Origin of the sequence: Brevundimonas vesicularis (assembly GCF_027105095.1) — a bacterium.
GTDB lineage: Bacteria > Pseudomonadota > Alphaproteobacteria > Caulobacterales > Caulobacteraceae > Brevundimonas > Brevundimonas vesicularis_E.
In genome coordinates this window covers 2496346-2510803 of record NZ_CP114278.1, presented here as the reverse complement: position 1 = coordinate 2510803, position 14458 = coordinate 2496346, and the positions used below count along the sequence as shown (strand labels likewise).

Below are 14458 nucleotides of genomic sequence, written 5' to 3'. Positions count from 1 at the left end.
CTCTCCACCTTTGTGCGGAGGATACAACTGGGGCGTTAATCCTGGCCTGACTGTGATGATTAATACACGGGCTTGGACGTGGCCTTCGACGTCTTTGCCAAGCATCGAGTTATCGGTCGTTTCGATGGCCCGGACGCACCAGGGCCGAGAAATCGGTGAACAGCGCATCGACTCCGGCCTCGGCGAACGCTGAGGTATAGCCGGTCATGTCGCCGTGCCCGGCCGGGTCGTCGCCTCTGCGTCGCTCGACCGCCAGGAAGGCGTTCTCGGCCCGCAGGGTCCAGACCACGACCTTGAAGCCCGCCGCATGGGCGTCGGCGACCAGGGGGCTCGGCGCGGTCGTGCGGCCTTCGGCGTCGCGCGGCAGGACCAGGGTCATCTCCGGCGCGAGCCAGTCGGCGTAGGCGGCGATGGCCTTTAGCCCCTCGGGCGTGATCATCCGGGCATAGGTTACGTCCGCCCTGTCCGCCGGTCCGCCCTTGGCGGCCACGAGTTGAGCCAGCGGCGCATCGATCCGCGTCGCCAACCGCTCCAGCGGCCCGACCTCGAAACACTGGATGATGATCGGGGCCTCGGCGCCCGTCAGACCCAGCCGCTCCAGTTCCGCGACGAAACCGTCCTCCATCGGCAGGCCGATAGCGGCGAAATAGGTCGGGTGTTTCAGCTCGGGCGCCACGCCGATCGTCCGCCCGGTCCGCGCCGAGGCCTCGCGCGCGATGGCGACGACCTCGTCGAAGGTCAGGATTGGTTCCTGACCGTCATGGGCGGCGCTGTCCCGTCGAAATGCGGGCAGCCGCTCCCTGGCCCTCAAAGTCTTCAACTCGGCCAGGGTGAAGTCTTCGGTGAACCAGCCAGTGGTCTCGACCCCGTCGATGGTCCTGGTCGTCTGACGGCCTGCGAACTCGGGCCGGTCGCCCACGTCCGTCGTGCCGCCGATCTCGTTCTCATGCCGATCGACGAAGACACCGTCCCTGGTCAGCACCAGATCCGGCTCGATCACGTCCGCGCCCTGTTCGATCGCCAGTTCATAGGCCGCACGCGTGTGCTCGGGCCGTTCGCCGGACGCACCACGATGGGCGATGATCAGGGGCTGGGCCAAGGCTGGCGTTCCGGTCAGAAGGACGAGGCCGCACAGGATGAAACGGATCATCCGCCTTGGATAGGGCAGGGGCGCGACAGGCCGATGACCGTCTCCGCCCCACGTGTGGGGAGGGGGAGCACGAAGCGGTGGAGGGGTTCTTGACGCCCCACCGGTCGCTGGCGATCAACCAAGATCCCCTTCGTCACGGCGCTGAAGAAGCGCCGCGCCACTTCCCCGCAAGCGGGGAAGAGACAGAAGCGAGCCTCAGGAGCCCTGCAGCACCTTGCGCAGGTGCGGATGCAGTTCGGTGTTCGACGCCAGGATCGACTTGCCCGTCTTGGGATCGCCGTCGTTCTCGATGGTCGTGACCCGGCCGCCGGCCTCGGTGACGAACAGGATGCCCGCCGCCACGTCCCAGGGCTTCAGATTGCGCTCATAATAGGCGTCGTAGCGACCGGCTGCGACCCAGGCGAAGTCCAGGGCGGCCGAGCCCAGGCGGCGTATGCCCGCGACGCGCTGGCCCACGGCGTGCAGGTCCTTGATCGACTGGGCGTGGCCCGACTTGCCGATGAAGGGCAGGCCGGTGGCGATCAGGCTTTCGGACAGATCACGACGGCCGGCGACGCGGATGCGCTGGTCGTTCAGATAGCAGCCCTTGCCCTTTTCGGCCCAGAACAGCTCGTTCATGACGGGGTTGTAGGTCACGCCGGCGACAATCTCGCTCGACCCGTCCGGCGCGCGGCGCTCCAGCCCCACCGTGATGGCGAAGTGGGGCATGGCGTGCATGAAGTTGGTGGTGCCGTCGATCGGATCGACGATCCAGGTGTGGGACTTGTCCGTCCCCTCGATCATGCCACGTTCCTCGCCCAGGAAGCCGTAGCCGGGGCGGGCCTTCATCAGCAGTTCGTAGAGCGTGTCTTCGGCCTTCAGGTCGGCGGCCGTGACGAAATCGCCGGGGCCCTTCCTCGACACCTGAAGCTGGGAGACTTCGCCGAAGTCGCGCAGCATCGGGCGGGCGGTCTTGCGCACCGCATCGGTCATGACTTGGAGCAGGGCGGAGGCGAGGGCCATCGGGGAATCTCCTGGTCCGAAAGTCCTTCAAAGCCGCAGCCGGACAGTCGGAGAAGTTCAGAAAGGAACGGCCCCGCGAGGGGCCGCTTTAGCATGGTGGTCTGTTAGTCCGCGCGGCGGACGTATTCGCCGCTGGTCGTGTCGACGACGATCTTCTCGCCGGCCGACATATAGGGCGGGATCATGATCCGCACGCCGTTCGAGGCGATGGCGGGCTTGTAGGAGGACGAGGCCGTCTGACCCTTCACGGTCGGCTCGGTCTCGGCGACTTCCAGCACGACCTGATCCGGCAGCTCCAGGCCGATCGGACGCTCTTCGTGCATCTCGATGACGACCTTCATGCCTTCCTGCAGATAGGGGATGCGCTCTTCGCCGACCCAGTCCTTCTGCAGCTCGATCTGCTCATAGGTGGCGTCGTCCATGAAGACCAGGCTGTCGCCGTTGTCGAACAGATAGGAGAAGTCCTTCTGCTCCAGGGTCACGCGCTCGACCTTGTCTTCCGACCGGAAGCGTTCGTTCAGCTTGTTGCCGGTCTCGAGGTTCTTGGCCTCGACGTTGGCGAAGGCGCCGCCCTTGCCGGGCTTGACGTGGCTGGCCTTGGTGACGACCCACAGGCCGCCATTGTGCTGCAGGACCATGCCGGGCTTGATGGTGTTGCCGTTGATCTTCATGGGGTCACATCGGAAATGGAGTTGCGCCCTCGCACCGTTCGGGGCGAGGCGAATAGGGCGCGATCCCTAGAGGAAGCCCCGATAAAGGGCAAGGCGACGCAACCTAATGCAGGGTGCGTCCGCTCGAAGCGGCGTCGGCCTTGCGGTGCAGGAAGTTTCCGATCCGCACGCCCGACCCGATCGGCGCCGCCATCTTGCCGGCCCCTTCGTCCAGCTTGCGCGCTTCGTGGGCGAAGGCGGCGGCCAGGCCGGCCGACGACATCGCGGCGACCACCTGACGCGCCATCGACGACGGACGCAGCCCCAGCCAGATGGCATTCACCGTCTGGGCGGCCACCCACAGGCCCATGGCCCTGGTCCGCTCCCGCTGGGGCGGGGCGTTCCAGACGCGCACCGCAGACAGGGTCGTGGCGGAAAACACGGCGGGCAGGATCAGGCTGAAGGCGCCGCGCGGCTTTTCCGTGATCGGCAGATCCTTCTTGCGGACCTGTTTCAGATTGCGCTTGGGCGTCAACGCCCCCGACGCGATCCCGTGCGCCAGCAGGGCGAATCCGACCGTCAGGGCGATACCGGCGGCAACGTGGCTTGCGCTGCGGCCCTCGCTGTTCAGCAAATCCACGGCGGCGTCGCGCACGTCGTCGATGGCGTCGTCAATATCGGTCATGGTCCGCTCCAGCTTGGCCCTGACAGGCTAATGGCCGGAGCGGATACGGGTTCCGTCAGACGGCAGAGCTTAGTTGCCGGTCGCCGCTCCGTCGGTGACGATCTCTTTCATCGCCGATTGCAGATAGTTCTGCGCGCCGATCAACTCGATCAGCTTGTGCTGATTTTCCAGGAAGTCGATGTGCTCTTCGGTGTCGGCCAGAATCTTCATCAGCAGGTCACGGCTGACGTAATCGCGGGTTTCCTCGCACTGGGTCACGGCGGCGGCGGTCGTGGCGCGGCTGTCCAGTTCCAGTTGCAGGTCGGCGCCCAGGCACTCGATCGGATCCTCGCCGACCTTCAGCTTGTGCAGGTCCTGCAGGTTGGGCAGCCCGTCCAGGAAGAGGATGCGCTTGATCAGCATGTCGGCGTGCTTCATCTCGCCGATCGATTCTTCATAGATCACGTTGCCCAGGTGCGCGAGGCCCCAGCTTTCGAACATGCGGGCATGCAGGAAATACTGATTGACGGCCGTCAGCTCGTTGGTCAGCACCGCGTTCAGCGTGCGCAGGATTGCGGGGTCGCCCTTCATGGCCATGGTCCTTGGTCTCGCCACGGCGCTATCGCCGTCTGTCGAGCGCAGCCATAACACAGTAAAACCCAGTGTGTTTATTTGCGAGTTTTTATCACTGCATTGAGAGTGCGAGTGGCTGTCGGCCGCAGGCGAAGAAAACTATTCGGCTGCGAGTGCGAACGCTTCGCGGCTTTCCTGAATCATCTGACGCATCTCGCAGACGCATTTGGCGCACTGGGCCTGGCACTGGTTGCGCGCGAAGATGTCACGCGGACGGCAGGCGCCGGCCTCGATGGCCTGGGCGACATCACGCTGGCGAAGACCGTTACAGTTGCAGACGTACACGAGGCGCTACACGTTTCACTGGCTGAGAATGGTTCGCTATAGCAGTCCTTAAGGCGATTGCAAGTCGTTCGCACGGTTTCGCCCGGCCTTGGGCCGTTGACGGAGGGTCGCGGGGGCAGGCAATGACGGACATGGCCCGAACACCCACCGTCCCCGAGCGTCCGCCCTGCCGGCTGTACCTGATCACGCCGCCCGCGATCGCCGACCTGAACGCCTTTGCGCAAACCCTCGATCAGGCCTTGGCCGCCGGCGATGTCGCGGCCTTGCAGATCCGGCTGAAGCCCGCCGACGACGCCGCCATCCGCACGGCGGTCGAGGTCTTGGCTCCCATCGCGCGGCGTCACGATGTCGCGGTCCTGCTGAATGACCGGCCCGATCTGGCGCGGGCCACCGGCTGCGACGGCGTTCACATCGGTCAGGAAGACGGCTCGCTGGCCGAGGCGCGGCGTATCATGGGGCCGGACGCCATGATCGGCGTCACCTGCCACGACGACCGCGATCTGGCCTGGGACGCCGCAGAGGGCGGCGCCGACTACGTCGCCTTCGGCGCCTTCTATCCCACCGATACAAAGGAAACGGTGCATCGCCCGCCGCTGGACATCCTGACGGTGTGGCAAGAGACGGTCGAGACGCCCTGCGTCGCCATCGGCGGGATCACAGTAGAAAACGCCGCAGAGCTTGCCCATGCCGGCGCCGACTTCGTGGCGGTCAGCGGCGGGGTCTGGAACCATCCTGAGGGCGCGACCGAGGCCGTCAGGCGTTTCAATAAAAAATTGCGGGCCTGACTTCAGGGGATATTAGGAACCGTGTCGTCCTATCCCGACCTCTGATTGGTCGGAACCTGTCCATGATCGTGAGCCGCGCGCTCAATGCCGATGAGCCCCGCACCGCGTCCGTCAAGGGCGTGATGGAGGTCGGCTATCGGCCCGGCCCAGGCGACGCCGACGGCCCTGACGGTCCTAATCCCCTGATCCCGGTATTGACGGGCGTGGCGGTCGCCATCCTGGTCGCCATGGCCATCGCCTACACGCGTTCGGCCGGTCTGGTCGCCGGTCTCTGGGGCGCCAGCGGCGTTGCGGTCGCTGTCTGGCTGCGCACCAGCCGTGGCCGCACCAGCGACCTGATCTTCGCCGGGGTCATGACGGTCAGTATCCTGATCGGCGAGATCATCGCCGGCAACAACCCGCCGCTGGCGCTGGCCTTCACCATCACCAACATGATTGAAATCGTGGGGGCCGTCCTGCTGGCGCGCCGGTTCTCTCCCACGCTCAATCTGTCCAGCCTGAACGGCGCGGTCAGCTTTCTGATCTTCGCGGCTGTCCTGGCGCCGATCCCGGCCGCCCTTTGCAGTGTCCTTATCCTGTCGCAGATCGGTCAGACCGAGATCGTGTGGCAGGGCTTCCAGACCTGGTGGCTTGGCCACACTTTGGGCATCGCTGTGCTGGGCTCGCTGGGCATGTCGCTGACGCCCGCCATGTTCGCCCGCCTGCTGAAGCCCAGGAAACTGATCGAGGCCGTCGTTCTGATCGGACTGGTTCCCGTCTTCTATTATGTCGCCTTCACGGGCGACGTGCCGATGGGCTTTGTCCTGCTGCCGCTTCTGCTGGGCATCGCGGTGCGGCTCGGCGTCGCCGGCACAGCCTTTACCCTGGTCGTGATGAGCGTGCTGCTGGTCGGCAGCGCCATGATCGGCAATGGCCCCTATGCTCAGGGCGACCTGACCCACCAGGTTTTGATGGCTCAGATGCTGGTGCTGATCGGCTATATGCCCGTGCTGCTGGTGGCCTCGCTGCTGGAAGAGCGCGATCTTCTGGCGGAGCGCGCGCGCGTCGGTCGCGAACGCGCCGAAAAGGCCTCGGAGGCCAAGTCTCGCCTGCTCGCCAACGTCGCCCATGAGATCAAGAGCCCCGTTGCCGGCATCATCGGCATCGGCGATCTATGGCGGCAGGGCCACCTGGGGCCGGTCTCGGCCCAGCAGGCCGAGATGTCCGACATGCTGGTCAAGACCGCGCGGCAGGTCGAGACCCTGGCCCACGATCTGCTGGATGTGGCCCGCGCCGAATCCGGGGCCGTCCGGGTCGATCTGCGCCCGACCGACATTCCGGGTCTGTTGGAAGACGTGCGCCGCACCTGTCTGCTGTGGCCCGACGCTGACTGGGTCGTCGTCGTGGTGGTGTGCGAGGGCGATGGCTTGATCGCGGTCGCGGACTCCCAGCGTCTGGCCCAGATCATCACCAACCTGACCAGCAATGCGCTGAAATACGGCGGGTCCGGCGGTCGTGTCGTGCTGCGGGCGCTTCGTCAGGACGACTGCGTCCGCATCGAGGTCAGCGATTTCGGCCCCGGCCTGTCGCTACAGAAGCAGGCGCAGTTGTTCGAACCCTTCAACCGCCTGGGCCTCGAGCGTTCGACGGTCGAGGGACACGGCGTCGGCCTGGCCCTGGCCAAGCGATTGGTCGAGTTGCAGGGCGGCTCGATCGGCGTGATCTCGGCGCCGGGCGAGGGCGCCACCTTCTGGGTCGCGCTGCCCAAGGCATGAGGTCGCGCTTGCGGTCGCGCCCCGGCCGCGCGATGGTCGGGCCATGCCCATGATCGCCCTTGCCGCCGCCCTCGTGATTTCCGGACAGGCGACGACGCCCCCGCCGCAACGTCCCGGTTCAAACCTGACGCGCGATCTGAACAGCGCGCCGCCTTCCGCGACCCCGCCCGCCGCCTCCACCGCAACCCCGAGCCAGGCCCCGGCCCAGATGCCGGCCCAGGCTCCGGCCAGGTCGACGACCCAGGCCTTGCCTCCGATCGGCCAGACCCCCGCAGCATCGCCGCGTCCGGCGCCCGCCGCGTCATCCGCACCGCGCACGACCCAGGCCCAGCCGCCCATCGGCCAAAGCCCGGCGGCCACGACGCGCCCGGCTACGGCGACACGTCCGCAAACGCCAGCACCGACCACAAGCACGCCTCAAGCGACCGCGCCCCAACCGGCAACGACCGCGCCTGCCGCAACAGCGCCGGCCGCCGCACCCGCCCCGGCGGCCTTGAACGCCGCCGCCATCGCCGCTCTGCCGTTCAGCATCCAGCTGCCTGCCGGCCTGACGATCACCCCGGCGCGCGCCGGTGCGAACGCCAGCATCTATCGTGTCCAGCGCGGCGACCAGACCCTGCTGATGATCTACGCCGGCCCGTCGTCGCAATTTCAGATCTATGACGGCGAGACGGTCCGCGCCGGCGGCCGCGCCTCGGTCGTCGTGACCGAAGGCAGCCGCCGTCTGGCGATGGAGCACCTGTTCCAGCGCGCCACGGACCCCAAGGAGATCCACGTCTGGATCGCCAGCGTTGAGGGCGCGGACCGGGATCTGGCCGAACGCATCGGCCAGTCCATCGACGTCAAATAGGGCTCAGCCCTCGGACCACACCGCCATTTCGGTGCCGGCCGGATCGGCGAAGTGGAAGCGGCGACCGCCGGGGAAGCTGTAGATCGGTTTCAAAATCCGGCCGCCGGCCGCCTCAACCTTGGCCAGCATGGCTTCAAGCTCGTGGGCGTACAGGATGGGCAGGGGAGCCCTGGTCTGATCGGCCTGGTCGGCGTCGAACCCGCCGTCCAGACCCTGATCGAAGGCCGCATAGGTCGGGCCGTAATCCACGAAGGTCCAGCCGAACGCCTGGCTGTAGAATTGCTTGGTCGCAGGCAGGTTGGCGGCGGGCAGTTCGAGGTAGTCCAGCTTTCCGTCTTCACGCACGGTTGATCTCCTAAGTTGGGCGCCACCGGTCCCTTGTCTTGCACGCGCCCTCGACATGCGCAAACCTGCAAACGGTTCGCAGTTGCAGGAATCGAGCGATGATCGTGATGACGACAGGCCTGTCGGCCCTGATGGCCCTGATGCGGTGCGAGGCGCGTCCGGCCGAGCCGTCGCTTAGGCTCGACGCCGGTCGCGCCAACCAGCGACAAGCCCGCCCCAAGCCCTGATCACCCGACCTGGGCGCGGTGCCTCAGATGCGCGTCGGCGAGGACGCAGGCGGCCATGGCCTCGACCACCGGCACGGCGCGCAGGGCGACGCACGGGTCGTGACGCCCCTTGGTGCGCAGGTTCGTCTCTTCGCCGTCGCGGGTGATCGTCTGGCGCAGGGTCAGGATGGACGAGGTCGGCTTGAACGCAACCCGCGCCGTCACCGGCTGGCCCGTCGAAATCCCGCCCAGCACCCCGCCCGCCTTGTTCGACAGGAATACCGGCTGCTTGTTCAGGTCCAGCCGCATCTCGTCGGCGTTCTGTTCGCCGGTCAGTTCGGCGGCCTCGAAGCCCGCCCCGATCTCGACCCCCTTGGCCGCATTGATCGACATCAGGGCCGCAGCCAGTTCTGAATCCAGCTTGCCGTACAGCGGCGCGCCCCAGCCCGCCGAAACGCCTGTGACCTCCAGTGCGACGACCGCCCCGACCGACGATCCCGCCTTGCGGATGCTGTCCAGATAAGCCTCCCAATCGCCCACGACCTCGGCCGAGGCGGCGAAGAGTGGATTGGTGTGGACGGCGTCGAAATCGATCCGGTCCGGTGCGATCTTATGCGGTCCGATCTGCACCACGCCCGCCCTGATCTTCACGCCGTCGCCCAGCACCTTGCGCGCCACGGCCCCGGCCGCCACGCGGCTGGCGGTCTCGCGCGCCGAGGATCGACCGCCGCCCCGGTGGTCGCGCACCCCGTATTTGGCCTGATAGGCATAGTCGGCGTGCCCCGGCCGATAGGCGCGGGCGATCTCGCCATAGTCCTTTGACCGCTGGTCCTCGTTCTCGATCATGATCGAGATCGGCGTGCCCGTCGTCACCGGCCCGTCGCCGTCGTCGAACACGCCTGACAGGATGCGCGCCGTGTCGCTTTCCTTGCGCTGGGTCACGAAGCGGCTGCCGCCCGGCTTCCGCTGATCCAGCCACGGTTGAAGATCCGCCTCGGTCAGGGGGATCATCGGCGGGCATCCGTCCACGACGCAGCCGATCGCCGGCCCGTGGCTCTCGCCCCAGGTGGTCACGCGAAACAGATGGCCGAAGGTGTTGTGCGACATGGCCCCGACTTAGGCCGCCAGACGCTCCTGCGTCCAGACCCGCGTGAAGCGCACCAGCAGGTCCTCGGCCGCCGAGGGAACATCGGACGACGGCTCCAGCGTCACGAACAGATGGCCCGCCGGCCGCGATCCGCGCGCGGGCAGGCCCAGGTCCTTCAACCGCACCCGTACTGGGACGGCCATGTCGGCGGTGATCCAGGCCGAGCGCGTGCCGACAGGGGTCTCGATTTCCACCCGCCCGCCGTCGGCCATCAGGCGACGCTCGACGGGCCAGGTCATGAACAGGTCGTCGCCGACGACCGACAGCCCGTCTTCGGGCCGGATCAGCACCGACAGATAAAGGTCGCTCCCGTCCGCCGCCCCGCGTCTCAGCCGCAGATGATCGCCGCTGCGCAGGCCCTTGGGCGCCGTGACCCGTACTATGCGCGCGCCCAGCCGAACCTCGACCTGCCCCCCGGCCAGGGCCTGCATCGGCGACAGGACCAGAACCGGCATCGGCGCGGGCCGCGCGGTTGGCGCCGACAGGGCGGGGCGAGGGGGCTGGTGCGCCTGGATCAGCCGATAGGCCGCGATCACGCGCCGGAACCGCTCGGCGTCCCCGCCGGCCTGATCCGGCCGCGCCGCCTTCACCGCCGTGCGGAAGGCGGCCTTCAGCGTCGACGCATCGACATCGCCGCGCACATCCGTTTCCAGGCCCAGGATCGACAGGGCCTCGCGGACGCCGGACACATCTGAAATTGTAACAGGCGCGCTCATGCCGTCACCGTTCGCCCATCAGGGTCAATGGGCGGTTAACCCTGACGACGAGGCGCCCGTTTTTGACCGCGATCATTCCCAGCCGCGCCTGCACCGACTACATCACCCTCATGACCGCATCCGTGATCCCGCCCAGCCCGTCGCGTGAGGAATACGCCCGCGACTATGCCGCCGCCCTGGCCGCGAATGGCGACGAGACCATCTTCGATCGGCCCGAACCGATCGGCCTGTTCGTCGAATGGCTGGCGGACGCGAGGGCGCACGAGCCGAACGATCCCAACGCCATGACCCTGTCGACCGTCGACGCCGACGGCCTGCCCGATGCGCGGATCGTCCTGCTGAAGGACGTCGATGCGCGAGGCTTCACCTTCTATTCGAACAGCGAGAGCGCCAAGGGCGTCGAACTGGCCGGTTGCGCGGCCGCCGCCCTGACCTTCCACTGGAAATCCCTGCGTCGCCAGGTGCGGGTGCGCGGCGCGGTCGAGCCGGTCACGCCGGCCGAGGCCGACGCCTATTTCGCCAGCCGCGCGCGCGAAAGCCGCATCGGCGCCTGGGCTTCGGACCAGTCCCGCCCCCTGTCGGACCGCACGGTGCTGGAAGAGGCCGTGGGTCGTGAAACCGCGCGTTTCGATGGTCAGGAGGTGCCGCGCCCGTCCCACTGGACCGGCTGGCGCGTCGTGCCGCGCTCGGTCGAGTTCTGGCGCGATCGCCCGTTCCGCCTGCATGACCGACTGCGGTTCGACCGCGACGGCGAGGCCTGGCGCTCGGGCCGCCTCTGGCCCTGATCGGGATTACTGATATCCGTCCCACAGCCGTCATTCCGGGGCGCCCGAAGGGCGAACCCGGAACCCAGGAGGCTCGCATCCGGCGTTGGATTGCGATCGGCGGTGGAGGCGTGGCCCTGGCTTCCGGGTTCTTCGCTACGCTTAGCCCCGGAATGACGGACTGTAGAGCTTTAGGGCTTTTTACGCTCTGAACAGCAGCGATCCGTCGCCGTAGGAATAGAAGCGATAGCCGTCGGCGACCGCATGAGCATAGGCCGCCTTCATCGTCGCCGTGCCGGCAAAGGCGCTGACCAGCATGAACAGCGTCGACTTCGGCAGGTGGAAGTTGGTCATCAGCACATCGACCGCCCGGAACCGATAGCCGGGCGTGATGAAGATGGCCGTGTCGCCGTGGAAGGGTTTGATCTCGCCGTCCTCGGCCGTCGCGCTTTCCAGCAGCCGCAGGGAGGTGGTGCCGACGCAGACGATGCGCCCGCCCTTTGCATGAACGGCATTCAGGGCGGCGGCGGTTTCAGGCGACACCTCGCCCCATTCGCTGTGCATCTTGTGGTCGGCCAGATCGTCGGCCTTGACCGGCAGGAAGGTGCCGGCCCCGACATGCAGCGTCACCGCATGGGTCGAGACGCCCTTGGCGCGGATGGCGTCCAGCAGGGCCGGGGTGAAATGCAGCCCCGCCGTCGGCGCCGCGACCGACCCGTCATGCTCGGCGAACACGGTCTGATAGTCCGACCGGTCGCGGTCGTCCTCGGCCCGTTTGGCGGCGATATAGGGCGGCAGGGGCATGACCCCGACATCTCGGATCGCATCGTCCAGCGCCGGTCCCGCCAGGTCGAAGGTCAGGGTGATCAGGCCGTCTTCCCCCTTGGCCGTCACCGTCGCGTCCAGCCGTCCCAGGTCGCAGGCGGCGTCGCTCGCGCTTCCGAACCGGATCCGATCCCCCGGCTTGATCCGCTTGCCCGGCTTCATGAATGCGGACCAGACGTCGGGCGCGTCGCGGTGGTGCAGCGTCGCCTCCACCTCGACCATCAGGGTCTCGCCCTCGGCCCCGATCCGCTGACGCACGCCCGACAGACGGGCGGGAATGACCCGCGTATCGTTGAACACCAGGGCGTCGCCCGGCTGCAGGAAGTCCGGCAGATCGCGAATGATCCGGTCCTCCAGCGCGCCGCCTTTCACCACCAGCAGCCGTGCGGAATCGCGCGGATCGGCGGGGCGCAACGCAATCCGGTCTTCGGGCAGGTCGAAATCAAAATCGGCGGTCTTCATCGCGCGCTCTATAGGGGGCTCCGACGCGCCGCGCCACGCTGCGGCGTGCTGCCAGCGCATCGTCGGCGCCCCGCTATTTGATTTCCAACGGGTTTTCGCCCCCGAGCGGCGTCTAACCGACCGCGCTCCGGCCACGTGCTAGACTGGCCGTGGATCTTTGACAGCGTAAGTTCAGGCGGAAGGGACGACCAAATCCCGCCCGCGCCTCACCCGGATGATGGCGTCAGATTAGACGAATTAGACACTTTAGACGGTGAATTCCCGTCCGCGCCCCAAGGCCCCGCCGCCGCGCGATTAGACGAATTAGACTCTTTAGACGGTAAAATTCCCCGCCGACGTCTGATCTCAGCTGTAGCCCGGCGCGAACGCCCCGGCCCAGGCGCCGTAGCGGTTCAGCGACAGGTCGCGGGTCTCGATCTCGGGCGCCTTGCCATCGACGATGTCGGCCAGCACCCGTGCCGAGCCGCACGCCATGGTCCAGCCCAGGGTGCCGTGGCCGGTGTTTAGATAAAGCCCCGGAACCTTGGTCGCGCCGATCACCGGCGTGCCGTCCGGCGTCATTGGACGCAGGCCCGACCAATAGCTGGCGCCCGCCAGGTCGCCGCCGCCCGGAAACAGGCTGCCGACAGAATGGGCCAGGGTCTCGCGACGGACGGCGGGCAGGGTGTTGTTGTATCCCGACAGCTCGGCCATGCCGCCCACGCGGATGCGGTCGCCCAGACGCGTGATCGCCACCTTGTAGCTTTCGTCCATGACGGTGGAGACGGGCGCCCGGTCTTCGTTCACGATCTTGGCCGTGATCGAATAGCCCTTCACCGGATAGACCGGCAGATCGAGACCCAGCGGCTTGGCCATCATCGGCGAATAGGAACCGAGCGCCAGGATCACCAGATCGGCCGTCATGGCGCCCTTGCTGGTCAGGGCGCCGGTCGCACGACCGTCCGTCATCGTGATCGACTGGATCTCGGTCCCGGTGTGGAAGACCACGCCGCGCTCCGCCGCCAGATTCGCCAGGGCATTGGTGAACAGGAAGCAGTCGCCCGTCTCGTCGTGCGGCAGACGAAGGCCTCCGACGAAATCGACGTCGGAGGCGGCCAGGCCCGGCTCGGCCGCGATACAGCCCGCGCGGTCCAGAACCTCGCACGGCACGCCGGCGGCCTTCAGCACATCGACGTCCTTGTGCACGTCGGCCAGCTGCTTTTCGGTGCGGAACAGCTGCAGCGTGCCCTGCTGGCGACCGTCATAGGCGATGCCGGTCTCGCGGCGCAGCAGGTCGATCTGGTCGCGGCTGTATTCGGCCAGACGCACCATCCGGCTTTTGTTCAGCGCATAGCGGTCATGGGTGCAGTTGCGCAGCATGGCGACGGTCCAGCGCACCATGGCCATGTCCAGCCGCGGCCGCACGATCAGCGGCGCGTGGCGCATCAGCAGCCACTTCATCGCCTTGACCGGGATCGACGGCGCAGCCCAGGGCGCGGAATAGCCCGGCGAAATCTGCGCGGCGTTGGCGAAGCTGGTCTCCAGCGCCGGACCGGCCTGCCGATCCACCACCGTGACCTCATGCCCGGCCTGGCTGAGATACCAGGCGGTGGTGACGCCTATGACGCCCGACCCAAGCACCAGAACCCGCATGTGACGTTCCCAAGCCCAATATTGTTATTCGCCGCAAGCTAGCGCCGCATGGATCGACGATCCTGCCTGTTTGCGCAACGATCGGTCGCTGATAGAAAGCTGACGCAATAATCTGCGGCTGAACGGCGGAAACTTGTGTCCCTGCTCGATCCCCTCGACCAACGCCTCCTTCAACGGCTCCGCGCCGACGGGCGCATCAGCAATGCGGACCTAGCCTCCGCCGTCGGTCTGTCGCCTTCCGCCTGCCTGCGGCGCGTGCGGCGGCTGGAAGAACGCGGGGTGATCCGGGGCTATGCCGCCGTCCTGGCCAACGACAGCGACGACGGCGTCGTCGCCTATGTCGAGATCACGCTGGAGAAGCAGACCGACGACCACATGCGTCGGTTCGAGGCGGCCGTCCGCAACCACCCGGAAATCCGCGACTGCTATCTGATGGCGGGCGAGGCCGACTACATCGTCCGCGCCGTCGCGCCCGACATCGCCGCCTATGAGGTGATCCATAAGGACGTCCTGTCGCGTCTGCCGGGGGTGTCGCGCATCCACTCCAGCCTGGCGATCCGCAACGTCCTGGCGGCGCGCGGCTGAAAC

The 14458-nt window shown here is 67.2% G+C and carries 17 protein-coding genes; 6 read left to right on the top strand and 11 right to left on the bottom strand.

Features of this window, described 5'->3' with window-relative positions; genetic code table 11:
• Positions 1–109: 109 nt before the first annotated feature.
• The 6 genes from O2K97_RS12555 to O2K97_RS12530 form a co-directional block, all read right to left on the bottom strand.
• Entirely contained in the window at positions 110–1150 is a 1041-nt protein-coding gene (locus tag O2K97_RS12555; protein ID WP_269219515.1) for a glycerophosphodiester phosphodiesterase, read from the bottom strand.
• 195 nt (positions 1151–1345) lie between these two features.
• Positions 1346–2152 carry an inositol monophosphatase family protein gene (locus tag O2K97_RS12550; RefSeq protein ID WP_017504555.1) on the bottom strand — a complete coding sequence of 269 codons (807 nt, stop codon included), beginning with the start codon at positions 2150–2152 and terminating at the stop codon, positions 1346–1348.
• A 104-nt stretch (positions 2153–2256) separates the two neighbouring features.
• Positions 2257–2823, bottom strand: coding sequence for an elongation factor P (efp, locus tag O2K97_RS12545; RefSeq protein WP_269219514.1), 567 nt, complete (start codon positions 2821–2823; stop codon positions 2257–2259).
• Positions 2824–2926: 103 nt separating this feature from the next.
• Positions 2927–3487, bottom strand: a complete 561-nt coding sequence (locus O2K97_RS12540; protein WP_269219513.1) for a tryptophan-rich sensory protein — start codon at positions 3485–3487, stop codon at positions 2927–2929.
• A 69-nt stretch (positions 3488–3556) separates the two neighbouring features.
• The gene (gene bfr / locus O2K97_RS12535) at positions 3557–4057 is read right to left on the bottom strand and encodes a bacterioferritin (protein ID WP_269219512.1); all 501 of its coding nucleotides are present in this window, start codon (positions 4055–4057) and stop codon (positions 3557–3559) included.
• A 141-nt stretch (positions 4058–4198) separates the two neighbouring features.
• Positions 4199–4384, bottom strand: coding sequence for a (2Fe-2S)-binding protein (locus O2K97_RS12530; protein ID WP_017504559.1), 186 nt, complete (start codon positions 4382–4384; stop codon positions 4199–4201).
• Between the two features lie 131 nt (positions 4385–4515).
• Between O2K97_RS12530 and thiE the strand changes: the two genes are divergently transcribed.
• The 3 genes from thiE to O2K97_RS12515 all read left to right on the top strand — a co-directional run bounded on the left by thiE (position 4516) and on the right by O2K97_RS12515 (position 7773).
• Positions 4516–5169 (top strand): thiamine phosphate synthase, encoded by a 654-nt coding sequence (gene thiE, locus O2K97_RS12525; protein WP_269219511.1) that lies wholly within the window; start codon positions 4516–4518, stop codon positions 5167–5169.
• 62 nt (positions 5170–5231) lie between these two features.
• Entirely contained in the window at positions 5232–6923 is a 1692-nt protein-coding gene (locus O2K97_RS12520) for a sensor histidine kinase (RefSeq protein WP_269219510.1), read from the top strand.
• A gap of 43 nt (positions 6924–6966) precedes the next feature.
• Positions 6967–7773: a hypothetical protein gene (locus tag O2K97_RS12515; RefSeq protein ID WP_269219509.1), complete on the top strand. Its 807-nt coding sequence runs from the start codon at positions 6967–6969 to the stop codon at positions 7771–7773.
• Between the two features lie 3 nt (positions 7774–7776).
• Here O2K97_RS12515 and O2K97_RS12510 read toward each other — a convergent pair whose 3' ends face one another.
• Positions 7777–8118 carry a VOC family protein gene (locus O2K97_RS12510; RefSeq protein WP_269219508.1) on the bottom strand — a complete coding sequence of 114 codons (342 nt, stop codon included), beginning with the start codon at positions 8116–8118 and terminating at the stop codon, positions 7777–7779.
• A 98-nt stretch (positions 8119–8216) separates the two neighbouring features.
• Here O2K97_RS12510 and O2K97_RS12505 point away from each other — a divergent pair, with 98 nt between their 5' ends.
• Entirely contained in the window at positions 8217–8345 is a 129-nt protein-coding gene (locus tag O2K97_RS12505; RefSeq protein WP_269219507.1) for a hypothetical protein, read from the top strand.
• Here O2K97_RS12505 and aroC read toward each other — a convergent pair whose 3' ends face one another.
• Positions 8346–9431, bottom strand: a complete 1086-nt coding sequence (gene aroC, locus O2K97_RS12500; protein WP_269219506.1) for a chorismate synthase — start codon at positions 9429–9431, stop codon at positions 8346–8348.
• 9 nt (positions 9432–9440) lie between these two features.
• Positions 9441–10187, bottom strand: a complete 747-nt coding sequence (locus O2K97_RS12495; RefSeq protein WP_269219505.1) for a J domain-containing protein — start codon at positions 10185–10187, stop codon at positions 9441–9443.
• A 110-nt stretch (positions 10188–10297) separates the two neighbouring features.
• On the opposite strand from O2K97_RS12495, the gene pdxH reads away from it, so the two are divergent.
• Positions 10298–10972, top strand: coding sequence for a pyridoxamine 5'-phosphate oxidase (gene pdxH, locus O2K97_RS12490; RefSeq protein WP_137722581.1), 675 nt, complete (start codon positions 10298–10300; stop codon positions 10970–10972).
• A 180-nt stretch (positions 10973–11152) separates the two neighbouring features.
• Here pdxH and queA read toward each other — a convergent pair whose 3' ends face one another.
• A complete protein-coding gene (queA, locus tag O2K97_RS12485) occupies positions 11153–12238 on the bottom strand; it encodes a tRNA preQ1(34) S-adenosylmethionine ribosyltransferase-isomerase QueA (RefSeq protein WP_269219504.1) in 1086 nt (361 codons plus the stop codon).
• A 345-nt stretch (positions 12239–12583) separates the two neighbouring features.
• Positions 12584–13870 carry a D-amino acid dehydrogenase gene (locus O2K97_RS12480; RefSeq protein WP_269219503.1) on the bottom strand — a complete coding sequence of 429 codons (1287 nt, stop codon included), beginning with the start codon at positions 13868–13870 and terminating at the stop codon, positions 12584–12586.
• Positions 13871–14005: 135 nt separating this feature from the next.
• Here O2K97_RS12480 and O2K97_RS12475 point away from each other — a divergent pair, with 135 nt between their 5' ends.
• Entirely contained in the window at positions 14006–14455 is a 450-nt protein-coding gene (locus tag O2K97_RS12475) for an Lrp/AsnC family transcriptional regulator (RefSeq protein ID WP_039246401.1), read from the top strand.
• Positions 14456–14458: the final 3 nt, after the last annotated feature.

What these genes read in the sequence shown, in the direction of transcription:
- O2K97_RS12555 (WP_269219515.1), bottom strand. Translation starts at nt 1,150, where the DNA reads ATGATCCGTTTCATCCTGTGCGGCCTCGTCCTTCTGACCGGAACGCCA.
- O2K97_RS12550 (WP_017504555.1), bottom strand. Translation starts at nt 2,152, where the DNA reads ATGGCCCTCGCCTCCGCCCTGCTCCAAGTCATGACCGATGCGGTGCGC.
- efp (WP_269219514.1), bottom strand. Translation starts at nt 2,823, where the DNA reads ATGAAGATCAACGGCAACACCATCAAGCCCGGCATGGTCCTGCAGCAC.
- O2K97_RS12540 (WP_269219513.1), bottom strand. Translation starts at nt 3,487, where the DNA reads ATGACCGATATTGACGACGCCATCGACGACGTGCGCGACGCCGCCGTG.
- bfr (WP_269219512.1), bottom strand. Translation starts at nt 4,057, where the DNA reads ATGAAGGGCGACCCCGCAATCCTGCGCACGCTGAACGCGGTGCTGACC.
- thiE (WP_269219511.1), top strand. Translation starts at nt 4,516, where the DNA reads ATGGCCCGAACACCCACCGTCCCCGAGCGTCCGCCCTGCCGGCTGTAC.
- O2K97_RS12520 (WP_269219510.1), top strand. Translation starts at nt 5,232, where the DNA reads ATGATCGTGAGCCGCGCGCTCAATGCCGATGAGCCCCGCACCGCGTCC.
- O2K97_RS12515 (WP_269219509.1), top strand. Translation starts at nt 6,967, where the DNA reads ATGCCCATGATCGCCCTTGCCGCCGCCCTCGTGATTTCCGGACAGGCG.
- O2K97_RS12505 (WP_269219507.1), top strand. Translation starts at nt 8,217, where the DNA reads ATGATCGTGATGACGACAGGCCTGTCGGCCCTGATGGCCCTGATGCGG.
- aroC (WP_269219506.1), bottom strand. Translation starts at nt 9,431, where the DNA reads ATGTCGCACAACACCTTCGGCCATCTGTTTCGCGTGACCACCTGGGGC.
- O2K97_RS12495 (WP_269219505.1), bottom strand. Translation starts at nt 10,187, where the DNA reads ATGAGCGCGCCTGTTACAATTTCAGATGTGTCCGGCGTCCGCGAGGCC.
- pdxH (WP_137722581.1), top strand. Translation starts at nt 10,298, where the DNA reads ATGACCGCATCCGTGATCCCGCCCAGCCCGTCGCGTGAGGAATACGCC.
- queA (WP_269219504.1), bottom strand. Translation starts at nt 12,238, where the DNA reads ATGAAGACCGCCGATTTTGATTTCGACCTGCCCGAAGACCGGATTGCG.
- O2K97_RS12480 (WP_269219503.1), bottom strand. Translation starts at nt 13,870, where the DNA reads ATGCGGGTTCTGGTGCTTGGGTCGGGCGTCATAGGCGTCACCACCGCC.